Raw genomic sequence first — 19,409 nt, 5'->3', positions numbered from 1 at the left:
GCCGTATTGGGAACTACTGGCCGAAAATGGGATGCGCTTTTATTTTCTACCTCCTTACAGTCCTGAGCTGAATCGGATTGAAATGCTATGGCGCAAAATGAAATACGAGTGGCTGCCATCCCAATCGTTTACACCTACCGAACTTGAGGAGGCTATCGATGAAATCGGCGCTGGTTTTGGCTCTCAATACCAATTTACTTTCTGCTAAGCACTTATCGATCAGTAAAAACAAGCTGAAACAAATACTGATTAATTTAATAAAGAACGCGATGGAAGCCTCGCCGGTGGGCGGCAAAATAACTATCTCTACCAAAAATAATATTTACTTCGGAACCGGCGGATTTATCGAGATCAAGGTCGAGGATCAAGGCCCAGGTATGCCAGAGGAAGTCTTGCGGCAATTATATGCTCCGCTTGTTAGTACAAAAGGTAAAGATCACTCCGGTCTTGGATTGACAATTTGTAAAAGCCTGATTGACGAACTAAAAGGCATGATACGCTGCGATTCATCCGCGGCGACCGGGACGGTTTTTCATGTTTTTCTACCGAAAATCCTCCTTAAATCAGAACGAAAAATGTAACGGTGAATTGCCATGCTTTTTGATTCAAGTCTTATAACTCGCGCAGCCGATTCAGACGGCACAAAAGGGGGCAGGATCGATTTATTAATTGTTGATGATGAAAAACTGGTGCGAGACAGTTTGCGCAAGATTTTTGAATTTGACGGTCATAAAGTGGTCTTGGCGCAAAGCGGCCGTGAGGCCATCGATATTTTAAACAAACATCTGGTGGACTTGGTTTTGCTGGACCTGAACATGCCCGACTTGAACGGGTTTGATGTGCTGAAACATGTCGCGGACATGGTGGTGAATACTCAAGTGATCGTGATCAGCGGAGACGCTGGCTTTGCAGAAGCAAGGCGTGCTCTGCGCTATAGCTTTGTTCATGATTTCATTAAAAAGCCTTATGAAGTCAAGGTTTTAAAAAATACAGTCGCTAAAGCGCAAAGAATTATACGTTTGCAGGATGAAAACCGGCAGATTCTTAACCGGCTTCATCAATCGGAACAAATGCACCGGTTTTTTGTGGAAAATTCTCCGGACATCATTTTTTTAATGAATGAGGACGGAAATTTTACCTATTTGAATAAAGCGGTAGAAAATCTATTGGGATGCACGCTGGCCGAAATAACAGGAAAGCATTATTCGACAGTGGTCTATAAGGAAGACTGGTCAAAAGCCGAAACCGTATTTAAAAGCGCGTGTCTAGATCGTAGCAGTGTGACGACCCAGTTGCGTTTGCAGTGCCAAAATGAAAATGAGTTCAGGTATGTAGAAATTACCTCAATGGATATTAATCCCAATTCTATTGATTTGTTCAATTTGGCTCATGACAACTTCAAAGCGCCGCCAAGAATTTTTGGAGTGATCAGAAATATCCATGAACGAAAACTGGTTGAAAACGATCTTTGCAAACTGTATCACGCGATGGATAACAGTCCGAATTTTATTTTTATTACGAACCGGAATGGAATTATCGAATATACGAATCGCAAAATCACTGAAACGACTGGCTTTTCTTCTGAAGAAGTGGTCGGTAAAACGCCCCGTATATTTAGCTCCGGCTTGTCAGCAGACAGTTACATAACTTTATGGGATACTATCTCATCGGGGCAGGTTTGGCGTGGGGTATTGAGGAATCAGAAAAAAAACGGAGAACTTTATTGGGCGCGGGAATCGATCGCGCCGGTAATCAATTCGGAAAGAGAAATTACGCACTTTGTCGCAATCCAGGAAGATGTCACCGAAGCGCTGCAATTGACCGAGAAGCTGTCCTATCAGGCCAGCCATGATGCGCTGACGCAACTGATTAACCGGCAGGAGTTTGATCGGCGGCTGGAACGGGTTGTTGCCTTGGTTGCCAGCAGCAAGGCCAGCCATGCCTTGTGCTATATCGACCTCGACCAGTTCAAGATTGTCAACGATACATGCAGTCATGCCGCGGGAGATGAGTTGCTCAGGCAGATCAGCAGCTTATTTTCGACCGTGACCCGTCGCAGCGATACGCTCGCGCGCCTGGGCGGCGACGAGTTTGCGATCTTGATGGAAAATTGCCCGCTCGAATCGGCGGTTGCGGTGACCGACAAAATTCATCAAGTCGTCGAACAATTCCAATTTTTTTGGCAAGACAAAAGTTTTCGGATCGGTGTCAGCATCGGGTTAGTGATGATCGATTTATGTAACGGCGGTGCCGATATTCACATGAAACAGGCCGATATGGCCTGTTTCATGGCCAAGGAAGCCGGTAGAAACCGGACTCACATTTACCGCGAGGATGACAAGGCCATGGTGCAGCATCATGGCGAGATGAATTGGGTGGTTCGGATAAATGATGCCTTGGAGCAAGACCTTTTTTGTCTTTATGCCCAGGATATCGTGCCGCTCGGCGCGGGCGAAGGTGAACACTGCGAGATTTTGATTCGCATGAGGGACAGAAATGACAATCTTGTCTCGGCCAAGGCTTTTCTGCCGGCCGCGGAACGTTACCAATTGGCTACTAAAATTGACCGCTGGGTGATTCGCAATGTGTTCGATTATTTTACGGATCATTACAAACGTTTAGAGCGTTTATCATTGTGTTCCATCAATCTTTCCGGTTCGAGCCTGAGCGATCTTAACCTGTTGGGTTTTATCGAAAGCGAGTTTGCCAGAACGTCCATGCCGCCTGCCAAAGTCTGCTTTGAAATTACCGAAACCGCGGCCATTGCGAATTTGACCCTCGCAACCGATTTCATGAAGCGTTTGAAAGAATACGGGTGCAAGTTTTCACTGGATGATTTTGGCAGCGGTTTGTCGTCATTTGCGTATCTCAAGCATCTGCCGGTCGATTTTTTGAAAATCGACGGTTTTTTTGTGAAAGATATTGAGCATGATTCGGTCGATTTGGCGATGGTCAAATCGATCAATGATATCGGTCACGTGCTTGGCAAAAAGACGATTGCCGAATTTGTTGAAAATCAGGTGATCCTGCAAACCCTTAACGGCTTGCAAGTCGATTATGCGCAAGGTTATTTCACGGGTATGCCCAAGCCGCTTTACGAAGATCAAACAACCTGCCAACCTTTGGCCAGTTGATAATGCGAAATTGAGCAGCATTTTCCAGGAGGTTCGTTTGATGCCTTTAATACTTCGCGCACATCAACGATTTCGGGCTTTTGTCTTTACTGTGTCTAGCAAATCAAGTAGCATTTGCGGTTGTCCAAAGCATTCCGATAGCGCGGGCTTGCTTAATCGGCACAACGCGCATATAACCCTAAAGCCAAGAGTTCATGTCCATTAACGATAATACGCCGCCGGCCAATTTTGTTCGCCACATCATCAACAACGATCTCAAAACCAACAAACACAATGGCAAGGTCGCGACCCGCTTTCCGCCCGAGCCGAACGGTTATCTGCATATCGGCCATGCCAAATCCATCTGTCTGAATTTCGGACTGGCGCTCGAATACAACGGCACCTGCAATTTGCGTTTCGACGACACCAATCCTGAAAAGGAAAGCGATGAATATGTAGAAGCGATCAAGCGCGATGTGCGCTGGCTCGGTTTCGAGTGGACCGAACTGCGGCATGCATCCGACTATTTCGGACAGCTCTATAATTATGCGGTGCAATTGATAAAAGACGGCAAGGCTTACGTCGACAGTTCGACGCCCGAACAAATCCGCGCCTACCGCGGGACGTTGACCGAGCCGGGCAAAGACAGTCCGGATCGCGGTCGTTCGATTGAGGAAAACCTGGCCTTGTTCCAGGGCATGCGCGACGGACTTTATGCGGATGGGCAATATGTGTTGCGCGCGAAGATAGACATGGCGTCGCCGAACATCAACATGCGCGATCCGACGCTATACCGGATTCGCCGGGTGCATCATCAACGCACCGGCGACGACTGGTGTTTGTATCCAATGTACGATTACACGCATTGTATTTCGGACGCGATCGAGGGCATCACGCATTCGTTGTGCACGCTTGAATTCGAAGACCACCGACCTTTGTACGACTGGGTGCTCGAGCAACTGAACACGCCCTGGCGGCCGCAGCAAATCGAATTTGCCCGCCTGCAACTCGAATATACGATCGTCAGCAAGCGCAAACTGAATCAACTTGTCACCGAAAAGCATGTCTCGGGCTGGGACGATCCGCGCATGCCGACGATCGCAGGGCTGCGAAGGGCAGGGGTCACGCCGGCCGCGATCCGCGATTTTTGCGAACGGATCGGCCTGACCAAAAAAGATTCCTGGATCGAGATGAGTGTGCTCGAGCACTGCATCCGCGAGGATTTGAATCAAAACTCGCCGCGCGTGATGGCGGTATCGGAGCCGTTGCGTGCGGTGATCACGAACTATCCGGACGGGCAAATCGAAAATTTGGGCATAGGCAATCATCCGCAACGGCCGGAACTCGGTTCACGGGCCGTCGCCTTTGCGAAAACGGTGTTGATCGAACGCGACGATTTCGCCGAGAATCCGCCGCCGAAATACAAGCGTTTGGTGCCGGGCGGTGAAGTGCGTTTGCGCGGTTCGTATGTGATCCGTTGCGACGAAGTGGTCAAGGATGATGCCGGGAATATCGTCGAGTTGCGCTGCACCTACGACCCCGATACGCTCGGCAGGAATCCCGAAGGCCGCAAAGTCAAAGGCGTGATTCATTGGGTATCCGAAGCGCATTCTCTGCCGGCCGAACTGCGTCTATACGACCGCTTGTTCTCGGTTCCGCAACCGGACAATGAAGAAAATTTCCTGAATGCGCTGAACCCGAACTCGTTGCAGGTCGTGACCGGCTGCCGGGTTGAGGCGAGCCTGATCGACGCTTTGCCCGAAAGCCGCTTCCAATTTGAACGGATCGGTTACTTCTGTCTCGATAAGGACAGTAAGGACGGCAATCTGGTGTTCAACCGGACCGTTACGCTCAGGGACGGCTGGGTGAAAGACTGATCGTGCCCAATTCGGGCAACCGTTCGCGTATTGCCAATATCAACTGTTTGTAGGGTGAAAAGTCTCAAACTGGCCTTCACTGTCTCCCCGTGACCGCTGTCTCCAACGATCATACCCAAAGGCTGCAACAGGCCGTTGCACGAGCGTTGATGGCCAAAACGCCGCTTAAAATCACCGGCGGCGGTAGTAAGGCTTTTTACGGGAGGGAGGCTTCCGGCGAGCCATTATGCATTGACGGTCATCGCGGTATTGTCAATTATCATCCGTCCGAACTGGTCGTAACTGCGCGCGCCGGCATGTTGTTGACAGAACTCGAACAGACGCTCGCCGAACAAGGCCAGATGCTCGCTTTCGAACCGCCGCATTTCGGCGAAAAGGCCACCCTGGGCGGCGCTATTGCCTGTGGGTTTTCGGGGCCTCGGCGGCCTTTTGCGGGCTCTGCCCGCGATTTTGTACTCGGCTGCAAGATTATCAACGGCAAGGCGGAGGTGCTGTCGTTCGGGGGCGAGGTGTTCAAGAATGTCGCGGGTTTCGATGTGTCGCGCCTGATGGTCGGAGCCCTCGGCACGCTGGGCGTATTGCTCGAAATTTCGTTGAAAGTGCTGCCGCGTCCCGATGCCGAATGGACTTGCCGTTTTGAATTGCCGATTGCCGATGCGCTGGCCAAAATGACGACGCTGGCTTCCGGTCCGTTGCCGGTTTCCGGCCTTAGTTATGATGGGCGCGAGTTGCATGTCAGGTTGTCCGGCGCCGAGAAGGCGGTCAAAACAGCCGCGACGCGTATCGGCGGCGATGCCGGGGCGGCCGATAGCGCTTATTGGCAAGAGTTGAACGAACATCAGCTCGATTTTTTCCAAGTCGAAATGAATGTATGGCGCTTGAGTTTGCCGCCTGCGACCAAACCATTGGCGCTCGCGGGCGACTGGGTTTATGATTGGGGGGGCGGTTTACGCTGGCTGAAAACGGCTGAGCCGGCCGAGGCGGTATTTGCGGCGGCGGAACAGGCGGGTGCACATGCGTTGCTGTTTAAAAGGCAAAATCGCAGCGGTGAGGTATTTCACCCGTTGACCGGAAGATTGAAGCAATTGAATCAACACATCAAACAGGCGTTCGATCCTTATGGTCTGTTCAATCCCCAGCGAATATACCAGGATTGGTAGTGCATACCCGTTTCGCAGATCATGTCGATGTATTACAGCGCGGCGAACTGGAAGCAATCTTGCGCGCCTGTGTGCATTGCGGGTTTTGTAATGCGACATGCCCCACCTATCAACTTCTGGGGGATGAACTGGACGGCCCGCGAGGGCGCATTTATCTGATCAAGCAGGTGCTCGAAGGCCAGCCTGCGACGCGGTTGACGCAGACGCATCTTGACCGTTGCCTGACTTGCCGAGCCTGCGAAACGACTTGTCCTTCCGGCGTACGGTACGGGTATCTCCTGGATGCGGGCAGAAGCATTGTCGAGCGGCAGGCGGGGCGGGCTTTTTTCGATCGCTTGAAGCGTTATGTCATCATCCGAGTATTTCCCTATCGGAACCGGTTTTCGGTGCTGTTGGAAATCGCGCGTCGGCTCAGACCGTTGTTGCCGTCATATTTCAGCAACAAAATTCCGCCCGCAACGCCGCAAGCCCTTTGGCCGGCGGCCCAGCATGCGCGCAAAATGCTGATTCTGCCGGGGTGCGTTCAGCCTGCGCTGGCGCCGACGATCGATTTGACGGCTGCCAACGTGCTGGACCGGCTAGGCATTTCGTTGCTGCAAGTGAAAAGTGGCGCCTGCTGCGGCGCATTGCCTTATCATTTGTCGGCGCATGAAAGGGCGCTCGATCTGGCGCGCAAAAATATCGATGCGTGTGATCCGTATCTACGGCAAGGTATTGAAACGATCGTTTCGACCGCGTCCGGTTGCGGCTTGATGGCAAAGGATTACGGCCGGTTGCTCAACAATGATCCCGCCTATGCCGAAAAAGCCGCGCGTTTTTCGGCGGCGGTCAAGGATATTGCGGAAGTGTTAGCTGGTGAAGATTTGTCTTCATTTCAGGCCGGCAGCCAGCGCATCGCCTTTCAATCGCCTTGCACTTTGCAGCACGGCCAGCGGCTCAAAGGGTTACCCGAAGCGATTCTGCAAAAGATCGGTTATCGATTGACTCCGGTTGTCGATGCGCATCTGTGTTGCGGTTCGGCCGGCATGTATTCGCTGTTGCAGCCGGGCTTGGCCGTAAAATTACGCGATTCGAAGCTGCAAGCGTTGCAGGCTGGACACCCTGATATCATTGCGACTGCGAATATCGGATGTTTGATACATTTGCAATCGTCCTCTCGGCAAAAAGTCTCGCATTGGATAGAATTGCTGTAATAATTATTTTTTCTTTACAACTGTCTTTTAGATAATTATAAAGCGCATTTTTAACAGCTGATTTTCTTATGACGAAAGACACACAGCCATCCGCAGCGGAATCCCCCAAAGCCGAACCCGAAATCGAAAAAAGTAAGCGCGACGCCGATATCGAGATTGAAGATTATGAACTGCATCTGATCGATGAATACATCTCGTTTCCGACCGAAGATGAGAAGGCCGTGAAAAAGATGGCTGCGCGCAGAAAAATCGAAATGTATTGGGAAAAAAAGAGTCTGAGGGAACAGTTGGGCGATTTTAACGAAGACGACCTCGATTTTTGATCGGGACCTGCGCGGTTGATAGCGGTATTGTACTCGTGCTTGGCGCGGGGTGGACGTTATTTGTGCCGTATTTTAATATTTTCGACCCAAGCCAGGCGGGAAATTTTGAGGAGACCAAAGCGCCATGCCGGAAGCCGTAGACAGACGGCGATTTTTTCGTGTCAACGATGAAGTCGATCTCTATTATCGAAAAATCGCTCGCCAGGAGGCGAGCGAAGCCAGTCGTATTGACGAAAATGTGCTGACCAGCGATGCCTTGCCTCAGATCATGGACGCGCTTGAGCATGAAATGCATGCTGTCTTGACGCGGATCGAGGCGACGCAATCCGATGTTGCGGAGTATTTGAAATTGCTCAATTACAAGGCCGACATGCTGGCAGAGTGCCTGTCGCAGCAGAATGCCCTGGTCAGGGAAAAAAATTCCTGTCATGTGAATTTGAGTGCGTCAGGCCTTGCCTTCGGCAGCGAACAAGCCTTGCATGAAGGCGATTTTCTGGAAGTGAAGATTCTGTTGCCGGCGTCGCGGGCTCTGGTCACGACCTGCTGCCGGGTCATTCAATGCCGGCAGAATCCGTCGAACGATCAGCGTTACCCGTATGTCGTCAGCGTCGATTACTTGAACATGAAGGAAGAGGACCGCGAACTGTTGATCAAGCATGTGATCAAACGCCAAATAACGCAGATTCGTGAGCAAAAGGTTTGACGCGCGTATATCGATCAATAGCTTCATGGCCGAGCGCGGCAATACGCCCGTGCTGATTTCCGACAGCCAAAAAAAAATCCTGGCCCTATTGGCTGACGGTGAGTTTCATTCCGGCGCCGAACTCGCAACGGCTTTGGGCGTGAGCCGCTCCGCGGTCTGGAAACAATTGAACGGACTGGAGCTTTTGGGTGTGCGGCATGCGGCAGTCAGCGGTAAGGGCTATCGTTTGTCTCGGCCGATAGAGCTTTTGGACAGCGCTAAAATCCTTGGTCATCTCGACGACAAAAGCCGAGCAAAGATTTCCAGACTGGAAATTCATGATCAAATCGACTCCACGAACACCTACCTGAGCAGCCTGGCGAGGCAAAACGCGCCTTCGGGCCATGTCTGCCTTGCGGAACGGCAAATCGCCGGAAAGGGCCGGCGCGGCAGGCAATGGGTTTCACCTTACGGCAGTAATATTCTGTTGTCGATCCTATGGCGTTTTCAGCATGGGCCCGCCGCGATTTCGGCATTGAGTCTGGCGATCGGCGTCGCGGTAGTCCGGGCATTACGGTGTCACGGCATCGTTAATGCCGGTCTGAAATGGCCGAACGATATTTACAGCGAAGGCAAAAAGCTGGGCGGCATTCTGATCGAAGTAGCGGGCGAAAATGAAGGACCCTGTTATGCGGTGACCGGTATTGGCCTGAATCTGTTTTTGCCGGAGGAGGAGGCGGTGGCTATCGAACAGCCGTGGACTGACCTCTGCCGCATTGTTGGCGGCCAACACATCGGTCGAAATCAACTTGCTGGTGAGTTGATCGGTCAACTGCTTGCGGTGCTGGCCGAGTTTGAGCAAACTGGACTTTCAGCCTATCTGGATGAATGGCGGGATTATGATTGTTTGCGCGGCGAATGGGCCAGCGTCTTTATCGGAGCGCAGCAATTCGATGGAACTCTGGAAGGCATCGACGCGCAAGGATTTTTGCTGCTGCGCGATGCGGAGCAAAAGCTCCGCGCCTTTGCTTCCGGCGAAGTCAGTTTTAGGCGAACATTTCCGTGAATCTGCTCGTCGATATCGGTAACTCCCGCCTGAAATGGGCGCTTTCGGATCAAGGCGGGCTTGCCGTAGGCATTGCGCTGTTAAATCATACGCTGACCGAGGGACGTTTGGCCGAAATCTGGCGTGACCTTCCAAGGCCGGGCCATTTGGCTATCGCCTGTGTCAGCGCCCGCCGGCTTGCCGGGATCGTGCGTTCGGCGGCGAGTACTTTATGGCCCGGCATTGCCGTCCTCGAAGCAAAATCGGAGGCACAGGCTTTTGGCGTCACCAATGCTTACCTGCAGCCCGAAAAACTCGGCGTTGACCGTTGGCTGGCCTTGCTGGCGGCGCGCCGTCATTACACTTTGCCAGTATGCATTGTCGATTGCGGGACCGCGATAACAGTCGATTTGCTCGACGAGAGCGGCCGTCACTTGGGCGGCATGATTTGCCCCGGGTTGGAACTGATGAAAAAATCGCTCAGTGGAGGCACCGAGGCGTTGGGCTATGATGATTCGGCCTTTACTGCGGGGCCCGCCAATCATACCGCTGCTGCCATTTATAGCGGCGTGCTGGCTGCTGCGGCCGGTCTGATCGAACATGTTTTTTCCGCGCGGTCAGAACACTGCGGGTTGCTATTGACTGGCGGCGATGCATCGCTGATCGCGGGCCAGCTCGGCTGTGCCAGCCGGATCGATAACGATCTAGTGCTCCGCGGACTGTCTTTGCTCTTGGAATAATGCCTATGAAAACAGCCTTTTTTCTTGTGCTTTTGGCGAATCTGACATTATTGATGTATGAGCATCATCGTGGCGCATACGAACAGGTTGCTGAAACGCCCGCGCCAGATGCGGCGATGCTCCAGGAGAAGATCGTGCTGGTGAGTGAGCAAAAAAGTGAGCCGCCGGCGGCAGCGCGGACTACTCTTGCCGCGACGGTTCCGAATCAAAGCAACCTGCAAAAGATCGCGGCAACGCCTGAGGCTGCAATGCAGTCCCCGGTGCAGCAAAATACATTTGCCTGTTTTGAGGCAGGCCCCTTTGCGAATGAGCAAATAGTTAAGGCCTGGAGCAAAGCGGTCGGCGAAGTTGATGGAAACATGAAACTGGTGATACGCAATGCGCAGGAAGTCGCCGACTATTTGGTGCTTTTCCCGGCAGCAGACAGTCCGGAGGACATGAAATCCGTTATGCAAGCTTTGCGGGATAAGGGCATCAGTGACGCCTATCCACTCGCCACAGGTCAGTATAAGGGCTACATTTCGCTCGGCATGTTTCGCCGTGAAGCCCAGGCCGCGCGCATGCAAGAAGACTTGCAGGGCAGGGGCGTCGAGGCTGTCGTAAAGCCGCGTTTCAAGGATGCGGGTCAGAAATATGCCTTCTTTACAGGTCCAGGCGCCGTTGCGGTCCGTCTGGGCGAGTTGGGACAAAAATATCCGAAAATTCTTCTCAGAGCGTTGCGCGATACCGATCCAAGCTGCCTGGAAAGTCGCCCCGGTCAATCGACACGCCCAGTGACGGAAATCGTGGAGAGTGCGGCCAAAGAGACTTCGTTGTCTCAGCAGAAGATGCCTGATTCGGAAACGCCATCCGGCAGTGTCGTCAGCATCGAAAATGCGCCATTGAAAGCCGATGTCCCGGCCATTCGAAAAACGCCTGCCGAAGCAGAGCAAAAGCAGCAGAATGACACTGAAGATGCAAACGCTGTCAACCTCGTCTGCTACGAGGCGGGGCCGTTTCCGAATGAGCAAAGCCTGAGCGTCTGGCAAAAACAGGTTGCTGGCGCTCAGGGCCGAATGAAGCCGGTATTTCGAGAGGGCAAAGTGATCAGCGATTATTTGGTTCTGTATCATTCCCCGGGCGGCGAGGAAGCAACGAAAGATGCTATGCATATGTTGCGCGAGCGGGGTCTCGGAGAGGTCTGGCCGTTGTCGGCGGGCGAGCAGAAGGGACAGATATCGTTGGGTGTTTTTAACAGGGAAGAGAATGCTTTGCAAATGCAAAAAAGTCTGCTCGATAAGGGCGTCGATTCGGTTGTCTCGCCGCGTTATAAGAATAAGCGGCAAAAATATGCGCTGATTGCCGGTGCCGAAGCGATTGCCGGAAGCCTACGGGCCCTGGAAAAGAGCTATCCTGACATCAAGCTCCACAAGATGCCGGATTCCGAGCAGAATTGCCCTAAAGATACTGCGGTCATGCCTTGATTAGTCGGCTTTTTTGCGGCAAGTAACGGCGCCCGATTTGGCGCATAAATCCTGTCAAAACCCTGAAAACGGCAGGGTAAAAGGCACCCCCGCATTGTCGCCCTTCTAAGCCGAAAAAATGCGGAGAGCGTCTTCTCGGGTTTGCTCGATGCGTCAGTACAAGGTTGTGTCTTTATAAAAAAATACAATATATTTCAACATATTATGATTTTTTGTTGGGTGTGGAGATGGGCCGTTCTTTTCAGTGTGTGGCTCTGCAAACAGGCGAAGTTGGATTTTTTTTTCATATGGCTTTGACACAAGGCCTTATATCATGATAAAAATTACGCCGTTGTTCAGATATAAACCGACAACCGGCTCGTTAAAATTTTTTTGATGGGTTGCTCTCTTGAGGAGAGGGGCTTATAACATTAATAACTATAGAGGATTTAAAAATGGCTGAAGCACAAGAAAAAGATAACACCTGGATCATCGTTGGCGTTGCCATCGCGTCAATCATCCTGTTGGTTGTACTGCTGAAGAAAGACGAAACGAAGCACCTCCAAAGCGGCGCCGTTGCTGCAAGTAATGCTGAAATCGATCAAGCATTATCAAAAAGAAAAACAAGCAACGTTACCGAAAAATAAAAAAATAGTACCCCCTGGTGGCGTTTGCCTGCAGGGGGTAACTCCTTTCTCGAAAAAATCCCCCTCCTCAACCTTATTTTTGATCTGATTCCGCCGGCCCCGCAGGAACAGATGAAGTCCTCCCGATAGACTACTCCGCTTTTTCCTGGTTTCGGGAAAAACGTCTTGTGGCCTATCGAATTTTAATCCCTAGAACTTTGCTTTACGGCGCGCCGCTCTCCCCGATGACGGGATGTAGGGTAGGTCGCTGCTAGATCAGTTCCGCATGCAAAAGCGATATTAGCCTGACGATTATGGCTTCTTCTCCAGTTCCAGCAATTTTTCCTCCAGCTTTTTGATCTTCTTGATCAGATCGGGCAATTTCTGTATTGCCAGCTGCTCCTTATAAGCGGTTTTTTTATCCTTGGCCGGGCTGCCGAAATATTGCGCGCCGGGAGGAATGTCGCCGGCGACGCCTGAGCGCGCCAACACCACTGCACCCTTGCCGATTGTGACATGATCCGCGATACCGGAACTGCCGGCCAGAATCGCATAGTCGTCGATCGTGCACGAGCCCGAGACGCCGGTTTGACCGCACATGATCACATGCCGTCCGACCTTGTTGTTATGGCCGATCTGCACCAGATTATCGATTTTGGATCCTGTGCCGATTACGGTGCTGCCCAAGGCTCCCCTGTCGATGCAGGTGTTGGCTCCGATTTCGACGTTGTCTTCGATTCTGACATTGCCGATTTGCGGCACCTTGACATGCGCTCCGTTTCTGAATTTATAGCCGAAGCCGTCCGCGCCGATGATCGCGCCGGAATGGATCGTGACATGATCGCCGATTTCGACGTCATCGTAGATCACCGCATAGGGATGGATGCGGCAGTGTTTGCCGATTTTGACATTGCTGCCGAGATAAGCGCCCGCCAGAATCGCACTGTGATCGCCGATGGCCGTCCACTCGCCGATCACCGCATAAGGGCCGATATAAACCGATTCTCCCAGCGTCACATCGTTTGCGAGCACGGCCTGCGGTGCGATTTCGGGCGTATAGACGCGCTCGGGATGCAGGTGTTTGACTGCTTCGATAAAGGCGAGTTCGGGATCCTTGCAGACCAGCAAGGCTAATGATTCGGGAACTTCCTGAGTGGTAAATTCTTCGCCTATCAAGCAAGCCGATGCGGCCGATTGTTGTAGATGCACGGCGTATTTGGCGCTGGTCAATTGCGTGACCTGACCCGCCTTCGCGGAGCTGATGTCGGCAGCGGAATGGATCGTTTGGTCGGCATCACCGCCTTCGATGCGGGCTCCGCAGAGCACGGCTAGTTCTTTTACGGTTATCGGCATGGAGTACTCGCTTTTTGTTTCAGTCTTGTAGGTCGGGGTAGGCGTAACCTTAACCCGGCATGGTGGCTACAGGGTATTCTTTGAGGATGGTTTTTCTTCCGTCACGGTTGGACGATTGTCTTGCTCAGCCGCCAAATCCGGCGATGTAAGCCTTCTGCGGTTAGTTTACCAAATCCAGCCCGAATTGCCGAAAGCCGATAGCCTAACTCAGGCCGCTTTTTCTGCAATTGCAGGGGGTTTTTACCGAAGTCCGGCCGACAAATACACTTCCGGGTCCAATTGCGCGATCAGTTGGAAGGCGTCAGACAGAGCCTACGAGAAATACTGCGTTAGCGGTGGGGAGCGTTAGTCACGTCGCCAGTGACCGGACTTGCCGCCGTCTTTTTCGATCAGGCGCACGGCCTGCAGGGTCATGCCGCGGTCCGTCGCCTTGCACATGTCGTAAATGGTCAGCAGCGCGATTTGCACGGCGGCCAGCGCTTCCATTTCGACGCCGGTCTGGCCGTTGGTCTTGACCAGTGTCTGGCAGCGAATACGGTTATGTTCCGCCTCGGCGTTGAATTCGACTGCCACATGCGTAATCGGCAGGGGATGACACAGCGGGATCAAATCGGAGGTTTTTTTGCTGGCCATGATGCCGGCGATTCTGGCCACGGCCAGCACGTCGCCTTTTTTATGTTCGCCGTTGAGGATCATGCTCAAGGTGGCGGACTGCATCTCGATATAACCCTCTGCAATCGCAGTGCGCTGGGTGATGGCTTTTTCGCCGACATCGACCATGATCGCTTCGCCGGCCTGATTAAAATGTGGAGTATGCGTCACAATTCGGTAGAATGACTGATTAAAACGCTCCCGTGGGAGCACAAGGGCTGATTTTTTATCATTGCGTGAAGGGTTATGTCAATCAAAGTTCGCTATTTTGCCAGTCTGAAGGAGCGAGTCGGGCGTTCGGAAGAGCGGGTGACGATCGCCGAACCTATTACCGCGAAAGCGCTTTGGCGGCAATGCGTTCCCGAGCTGTCGCCGCCGGAGCAAATCCTGGTTGCGATCAATCTGGATTATGCGGATTGGGACAGCCTCGTCAAAGAAGGCGATGAAGTGGCGTTCTTTCCGCCGGTGACCGGAGGCTAGCGTGTTGATCAAAATTTCTGCCGAGTCCTTCGATCCGTGGTCCGAAGTGCGCGATTATCAAGACGAATCCGGGCAAATGGCTGGCAAATTTGGCGCGACGAGCCTATTTGTCGGCACGATGCGCGACTTCAACGAAGGCGATGATGTCGCCGGCATGATCCTCGAACATTATCCCGGTATGACCGAGAGAGCTCTCGAAAAAATCGTCCGGGAAGCCGTCGAGCGCTGGCCGGTGATCGATACGCTGGTCGTGCACCGGGTCGGCGAGATTGGGCCTGGAGAGCCGATCGTGCTGGTCGCGGTGTGGACTTCGCATCGCGGCGATGCGTTCGATGCAAGCCGATACATTATGGAGGCGCTCAAATCGAAAGCGCCGTTCTGGAAGAAAGAAGTGTTGAAAGGCAGGGGCGAACGCTGGGTCGCGCACAATACCGACGGCTATTTGAAAACCGAGTGAGGCAAAGGATGTTGGGAGCATTGGATAAAATGCAGGTGAAGCTGGAGCAAACGGTGCAATACCGCCTCCCGCTCGGCGACCAGAGTGTTGAGTTGAACCCCTTGCTCGGCCAGCCGATCAGGTTGCGCCATACCGGCAACATTTTTTGCGTGCATTGCGGCAAGGCGACCAAAAAAAGTTTCAACCAGGGCTACTGCTATCCCTGCTTCATCAAGCTGGCGCAGTGCGACATGTGCATCATGAAGCCGGAAACCTGCCACTACGCGGCCGGCACCTGCCGCGAGCCGGCCTGGGGCGAGCAGTTCTGCATGCAGCCGCATATCGTCTATCTGGCCAATTCGAGCGGCATTAAGGTCGGTATCACCCGCCAATCGCAAATCCCGACGCGCTGGATCGACCAGGGCGCGGTGCAGGCCCTGCCGATCTTCCGCGTGCCGTCGCGCCATGTCTCCGGCATGATCGAAGTGATCCTTGCCAAGCACATCAGCGACAAGACCAGTTGGCAGCAAATGCTGAAGAATCAGGTCAGCCCGATCGACCTTCAGGCCGAACGCGATAAGTTGAGGGATGTATGCAGGTCAGAGCTGGATGAAATTAGTGCGCGCTTCGGCGACAAGGCGATCGATTTTTTGACGGATCAGTCCGGCGTCGATATTCGTTATCCGGTAGACCGCTACCCGGTCAAGGTCGCTTCGTTCAATCTGGACAAAAATCCGGAAGTAGCGGGCGTTCTGCACGGCATTAAGGGACAGTATCTGATGTTGGATGCCGGGGTGATCAATATCCGCAAGTTTACCGGATACGAAGTCGAGTTTTCCGGTTTGTAGTATTAGAAAAACTCGGCTTCAAAATCGAGTTGACGTTCGTGGTAAATAAAAAAGCTATGCATGCCCTGCATTTTGATCTGCGATGGTTAACGTCCGTCTAAGTTAGGGTGCTGAATTAGCCCGGCGGCCAATGCAGCGCCCGTCCGCCCAGCAGATGCAAGTGCAAATGATAAACCGCCTGACCGCCGTTTCGGTTGCAGTTGAACAGCGTTCGGTAGCCGTCTTCGGCGATGCCTTCCTGCTTGGCCAGCTTGACTGCGGTTTGCAGCAGTTGTCCCTCCAATAAGGTGTCGTCGATCTCGTTCAGTGTGGCAATGTGGCGTTTCGGAATCACTAGGATGTGGACGGGGGCTTGCGGATTGATGTCGCGAAACGCCATTACGGTGTCGTCTTCGTAAACCACATCAGGTTTGATGTCGCCGGCGACCATTTTGCAGAATAAACAATTCGTCATGGTTTTTCCTTGTGCTGTCGGTAGGGTCAATCTTGGTATGCGGGTGTCTTTTGGCATGTCATCGCTGGCTGCATTTTATAACGATTTGGAGATTGATGGCGATTGGAGTCGCTAATCTGGTGTCTTTTTGGGCTGCAAGTTATCTGTATTTTGATAAGGTGCGTCCAGCGTACCAGGCTAAGCTTGAAATACTCGGACGAAGGAGCTAAATCGTCCTGCGCCCGTTAAATGCATGCAGCAGCGTGCCGCTGTCGATGAATTCGAGTTCGCCGCCCATCGGCACGCCGTGCGCGATGCGGCTGGCCTGGACGTGATGCTTGCGGGCGAGTTCGCCGATAAAGAAGGCGGTAGCTTCGCCCTCGACGGTCGAGTTGGTCGCCAGCACCAGTTCCTTGATCTGCCCGGCGGCCAGTTGCTGTTCGAGTTGATCGAGGCCGAGCTCGCCGGGGCCGATACCGTCCAAGGGGGAAAGGCGGCCGTGCAGCACGAAATACAGGCCCTTGAAGATGGCCGCTTGCTCGATGATCCATACGTCGGAAGGGTTTTCGACGATGCATACCAGCGATTTGTCGCGGGCCGGATTCGCGCAGATGTCGCAGAGCGGCTTTTCGGTCAGAGTACGGCAGTTGCCGCATTGGCCGATGTTGTCGATCGCCAGTAGCAGCGTTTCGGCCAACGCGCGCGCGCCTTGGCGGTCTTTTTGCAGCAGATGGAAGGCCATGCGCTGCGCGGTCTTCGGGCCGACGCCGGGCAGGCAGCGCAGATGCTGGATCAGGCGGCCCAGGAGGCCGTTGTCACGCATGCTCAGAACGGCATTTGAAAGCCGGGAGGCAAGGGCAGGCCGGCGGTAATTTCGGCCATTTTTTCTTTCTTCATTTTGGCGACCTTGTTGACTGCGTCATTGATTGCGCCTGCGACCAGGTCTTCGAGCATGTCCTTGTCGTCGCCGAGCAGCGACGGATCGATCGTGACCTTGCGCACTTCGCGCTTGCCGGTCATCAGAATCGTGACCATGCCGCCGCCGGATTGACCGGTCACTTCCATCGCTTCGATTTCTTCCTTTGCGCGTTTGAAGTCTTCCTGCATTTTCTGGGCTTGCTGCATGATGCTACCGAGAGGATTTTTCATGAGTGTTCTCCTTGATTAAACGGGTTCGATGGTGCCGGGAATGACCCGTGCGCCGAAATGTTCTTTGAGTGCCTGAATGTTTTGATCGGCTTCGATCGCATCGACCGCGGTCTGTTGCCGGTCTTCGCGCTGCTTGAGCAATTGCTCGGCCGGCGTCTCGGTGGTCGGTTTTTCGATCAGGACCGTCAGTTTGAGCGGTTTGCCGCGCAAGCTGCGAAGCGCGGCTTGCAGCTTTTCGGCGCGCATTGGCGACAGCATGGTTTGATACGCCGGGTCCAACAGCAGCGTGCAGGCATGATCGTCGATCGAGTGCAAGGCGCACTGTTGCGCGAGTTGTTTGGTGATGCTTTCGAGCCGCATCGCCGCGATCATGTCCGGCCAATTGTCGGTTGCGGGTGATGCGGGTAGGGGCTGCGCTGCGGTTGGTGTGCGGGGTTCTTCGCGCGCCGGTTGGCTGGCAACGGGTTCGAGCGCTGGCCTGACCGGCGCCGCTTTGGCGGTAGGTTGAGGGCGCGTTTCTTGAACGGTGTTTTGTGTGGCCGGCCGAAACGCCAGCATGCGCAGCAGCGCCATTTCAAAACCGCTTCTTGGATCGGGGGCGAGGTCCAGGTCTTTTTGACCGAGAAGGCCGATCTGGTAGTAAAGATGCACGTCTTCGGGCGGCAGTTTGGCCGCCATTGCCGCGATCAGTTCGCTGTCGATTCCTGCATCGATATGGACCGGCGCCTGTTGCAGCACCGCGATCGCATGCAAGGCTTGCAGCAACTGGCGCAGCACGCCGCCGAAATCGGGCGACAAATCGGCTAGATCGGCGATGACTTGCAACAGCCCTGACGCATTCTGCGCGGCCAGCGCACACAGTATATCTCCGATCGGTTGCTGTGCGATCACGCCGAGCATCGAACCGACATCATCGGTCATGACCTTGCCGTTGCCGTGGACGATCGCCTGATCGAGCAGGCTCAGGCCGTCGCGCATGCTGCCGTCGGCGGCGCGCGCCAGCAGTTTCAGGGCCGGGGCTTCGAAGGCGATTGTTTCCTGGTTCAGGATGAATTCCATCTGGCCGCTTATCTGGTCCTGCGACAAGCGTTTCAGGTTGAATTGCAGGCAGCGCGACAGCACGGTGACCGGAATCTTGTGCGGATCCGTCGTCGCGAGCAGAAACTTGACATGCGCGGGCGGTTCTTCGAGCGTTTTGAGCAACGCGTTGAAGCTGTGGCCGGACAGCATGTGCACTTCGTCGATCAGATAGACCTTGAAGCGGCCCTGGTTCGGCGCATATTGCGCATTGTCGAGCAAATCGCGGGTGTCTTCGACCTTGGTGCGCGAGGCGGCATCGACTTCGATCAAATCCAGAAAACGGCCTTCATCGACGTCCCGGCAGACCTTGCAGGCGCCGCAGGGATTATAATCCTGCAGATTTTCGCAGTTGATGGCCTTGGCCAGAATACGGGCCAGGGTGGTTTTTCCGACGCCGCGGGTGCCGGTAAACAGATAGGCATGATGCAGGCGATCATGTTGCAAGGCGTGGATCAACGACTTGACGACATGTTCTTGACCGACGATTTCGGAGAAATTATGCGGGCGCCATTTGCGGGCGAGAACCTGGTAATTCATTTCAGGCTCGTAAAGACATAGAAAGCGAGTAGGGCGGTAACCGCACCAGCCACATCCCGGCACACGAATCTGCTGCTACCGTTGCTTCCTTCCGGACCTGGCGGGGTTTGCAGCGTATCGTTGCGAGAGGACCGATACGATTACCATAATTCAGCCTTGGCGGCTGTGAGTCGGCTATTATCTTTGGGATCGGCAAAAAATGCAAGTCTCATTGAATTAATTTTTTCGCGATCGCGAATCG

Annotated in this window: 20 protein-coding genes, 1 other RNA gene and 1 pseudogene; 15 read left to right on the top strand and 7 right to left on the bottom strand. The window is 53.5% G+C overall.

Features of this window, described 5'->3' with window-relative positions:
* From U2W12_RS17045 to U2W12_RS16990, 12 genes and pseudogenes are all read left to right on the top strand, one after another.
* Positions 1 to 130, top strand: a pseudogene (locus U2W12_RS17045) (transposase); the annotation flags it as partial.
* Between the two features lie 28 nt (positions 131 to 158).
* Positions 159 to 581, top strand: coding sequence for an ATP-binding protein (locus U2W12_RS17040; protein ID WP_326501890.1), 423 nt, complete (start codon positions 159 to 161; stop codon positions 579 to 581).
* Positions 582 to 593: 12 nt separating this feature from the next.
* The gene (locus U2W12_RS17035) at positions 594 to 3,134 is read left to right on the top strand and encodes an EAL domain-containing protein (protein ID WP_326501889.1); all 2,541 of its coding nucleotides are present in this window, start codon (positions 594 to 596) and stop codon (positions 3,132 to 3,134) included.
* Positions 3,135 to 3,328: 194 nt separating this feature from the next.
* The gene (locus U2W12_RS17030) at positions 3,329 to 4,990 is read left to right on the top strand and encodes a glutamine--tRNA ligase/YqeY domain fusion protein (RefSeq protein WP_326501888.1); all 1,662 of its coding nucleotides are present in this window, start codon (positions 3,329 to 3,331) and stop codon (positions 4,988 to 4,990) included.
* Positions 4,991 to 5,079: 89 nt separating this feature from the next.
* Positions 5,080 to 6,150: a glycolate oxidase subunit GlcE gene (gene glcE, locus U2W12_RS17025; protein ID WP_326501887.1), complete on the top strand. Its 1,071-nt coding sequence runs from the start codon at positions 5,080 to 5,082 to the stop codon at positions 6,148 to 6,150.
* Complete coding sequence (gene glcF / locus U2W12_RS17020; protein WP_326501886.1) at positions 6,150 to 7,343, top strand: glycolate oxidase subunit GlcF; 1,194 nt, start codon at positions 6,150 to 6,152, stop codon at positions 7,341 to 7,343. The genes glcE and glcF overlap by 1 nt, the downstream gene beginning before the upstream one ends.
* Positions 7,344 to 7,411: 68 nt before the next feature.
* Positions 7,412 to 7,666: a hypothetical protein gene (locus U2W12_RS17015; protein ID WP_326501885.1), complete on the top strand. Its 255-nt coding sequence runs from the start codon at positions 7,412 to 7,414 to the stop codon at positions 7,664 to 7,666.
* Positions 7,667 to 7,790: 124 nt separating this feature from the next.
* Positions 7,791 to 8,369, top strand: a complete 579-nt coding sequence (locus U2W12_RS17010) for a PilZ domain-containing protein (RefSeq protein ID WP_326501884.1) — start codon at positions 7,791 to 7,793, stop codon at positions 8,367 to 8,369.
* A gap of 49 nt (positions 8,370 to 8,418) precedes the next feature.
* The gene (gene birA, locus U2W12_RS17005) at positions 8,419 to 9,414 is read left to right on the top strand and encodes a bifunctional biotin--[acetyl-CoA-carboxylase] ligase/biotin operon repressor BirA (RefSeq protein ID WP_326501893.1); all 996 of its coding nucleotides are present in this window, start codon (positions 8,419 to 8,421) and stop codon (positions 9,412 to 9,414) included.
* Complete coding sequence (locus tag U2W12_RS17000) at positions 9,411 to 10,133, top strand: type III pantothenate kinase (RefSeq protein WP_326501883.1); 723 nt, start codon at positions 9,411 to 9,413, stop codon at positions 10,131 to 10,133. The genes birA and U2W12_RS17000 overlap by 4 nt, the downstream gene beginning before the upstream one ends.
* Positions 10,134 to 10,138: 5 nt before the next feature.
* Positions 10,139 to 11,596: a hypothetical protein gene (locus U2W12_RS16995; RefSeq protein ID WP_326501882.1), complete on the top strand. Its 1,458-nt coding sequence runs from the start codon at positions 10,139 to 10,141 to the stop codon at positions 11,594 to 11,596.
* A gap of 434 nt (positions 11,597 to 12,030) precedes the next feature.
* Positions 12,031 to 12,222, top strand: a complete 192-nt coding sequence (locus U2W12_RS16990; RefSeq protein ID WP_326501881.1) for a hypothetical protein — start codon at positions 12,031 to 12,033, stop codon at positions 12,220 to 12,222.
* 291 nt (positions 12,223 to 12,513) lie between these two features.
* Here the strand turns inward: U2W12_RS16990 and lpxD are convergent, their stop codons facing one another.
* Together lpxD and moaC are read right to left on the bottom strand one after the other, a co-directional pair.
* Positions 12,514 to 13,554 carry a UDP-3-O-(3-hydroxymyristoyl)glucosamine N-acyltransferase gene (lpxD, locus tag U2W12_RS16985; protein ID WP_326501880.1) on the bottom strand — a complete coding sequence of 347 codons (1,041 nt, stop codon included), beginning with the start codon at positions 13,552 to 13,554 and terminating at the stop codon, positions 12,514 to 12,516.
* Between the two features lie 345 nt (positions 13,555 to 13,899).
* On the bottom strand, positions 13,900 to 14,376 hold the full coding sequence (gene moaC, locus U2W12_RS16980) for a cyclic pyranopterin monophosphate synthase MoaC (RefSeq protein WP_326501879.1): 477 nt from the start codon (positions 14,374 to 14,376) through the stop codon (positions 13,900 to 13,902).
* Between the two features lie 75 nt (positions 14,377 to 14,451).
* Between moaC and moaD the strand changes: the two genes are divergently transcribed.
* From moaD to U2W12_RS16965, 3 genes are read left to right on the top strand one after another with little or no spacing between them, the layout of a single operon-like run.
* Positions 14,452 to 14,685, top strand: a complete 234-nt coding sequence (moaD, locus tag U2W12_RS16975) for a molybdopterin converting factor subunit 1 (protein ID WP_326501878.1) — start codon at positions 14,452 to 14,454, stop codon at positions 14,683 to 14,685.
* 1 nt (position 14,686) lies between these two features.
* A complete protein-coding gene (locus U2W12_RS16970) occupies positions 14,687 to 15,142 on the top strand; it encodes a molybdenum cofactor biosynthesis protein MoaE (RefSeq protein ID WP_326501877.1) in 456 nt (151 codons plus the stop codon).
* A gap of 8 nt (positions 15,143 to 15,150) precedes the next feature.
* Positions 15,151 to 15,969, top strand: coding sequence for a DUF2797 domain-containing protein (locus U2W12_RS16965; protein WP_326501876.1), 819 nt, complete (start codon positions 15,151 to 15,153; stop codon positions 15,967 to 15,969).
* Positions 15,970 to 16,084: 115 nt separating this feature from the next.
* Here U2W12_RS16965 and U2W12_RS16960 read toward each other — a convergent pair whose 3' ends face one another.
* From U2W12_RS16960 to ffs, 5 genes are all read right to left on the bottom strand, one after another.
* Positions 16,085 to 16,423, bottom strand: coding sequence for a histidine triad nucleotide-binding protein (locus U2W12_RS16960; RefSeq protein WP_326501875.1), 339 nt, complete (start codon positions 16,421 to 16,423; stop codon positions 16,085 to 16,087).
* A 205-nt stretch (positions 16,424 to 16,628) separates the two neighbouring features.
* Positions 16,629 to 17,225, bottom strand: coding sequence for a recombination mediator RecR (recR, locus tag U2W12_RS16955; protein WP_326501874.1), 597 nt, complete (start codon positions 17,223 to 17,225; stop codon positions 16,629 to 16,631).
* 2 nt (positions 17,226 to 17,227) lie between these two features.
* On the bottom strand, positions 17,228 to 17,551 hold the full coding sequence (locus U2W12_RS16950) for a YbaB/EbfC family nucleoid-associated protein (RefSeq protein WP_326501873.1): 324 nt from the start codon (positions 17,549 to 17,551) through the stop codon (positions 17,228 to 17,230).
* Between the two features lie 15 nt (positions 17,552 to 17,566).
* Complete coding sequence (gene dnaX / locus U2W12_RS16945; RefSeq protein ID WP_326501872.1) at positions 17,567 to 19,168, bottom strand: DNA polymerase III subunit gamma/tau; 1,602 nt, start codon at positions 19,166 to 19,168, stop codon at positions 17,567 to 17,569.
* A 40-nt stretch (positions 19,169 to 19,208) separates the two neighbouring features.
* An RNA gene (gene ffs / locus U2W12_RS16940) (signal recognition particle sRNA small type) lies at positions 19,209 to 19,305 on the bottom strand.
* Positions 19,306 to 19,409 lie beyond the last annotated feature (104 nt).

Source organism: Methylomicrobium sp. Wu6, assembly GCF_035916875.1.
In the GTDB taxonomy this organism is placed as follows: Bacteria; Pseudomonadota; Gammaproteobacteria; order Methylococcales; family Methylomonadaceae; genus Methylomicrobium.
Note: the sequence above shows the minus strand (reverse complement) of the source record. Positions and strands in the feature narration are given on the sequence as shown.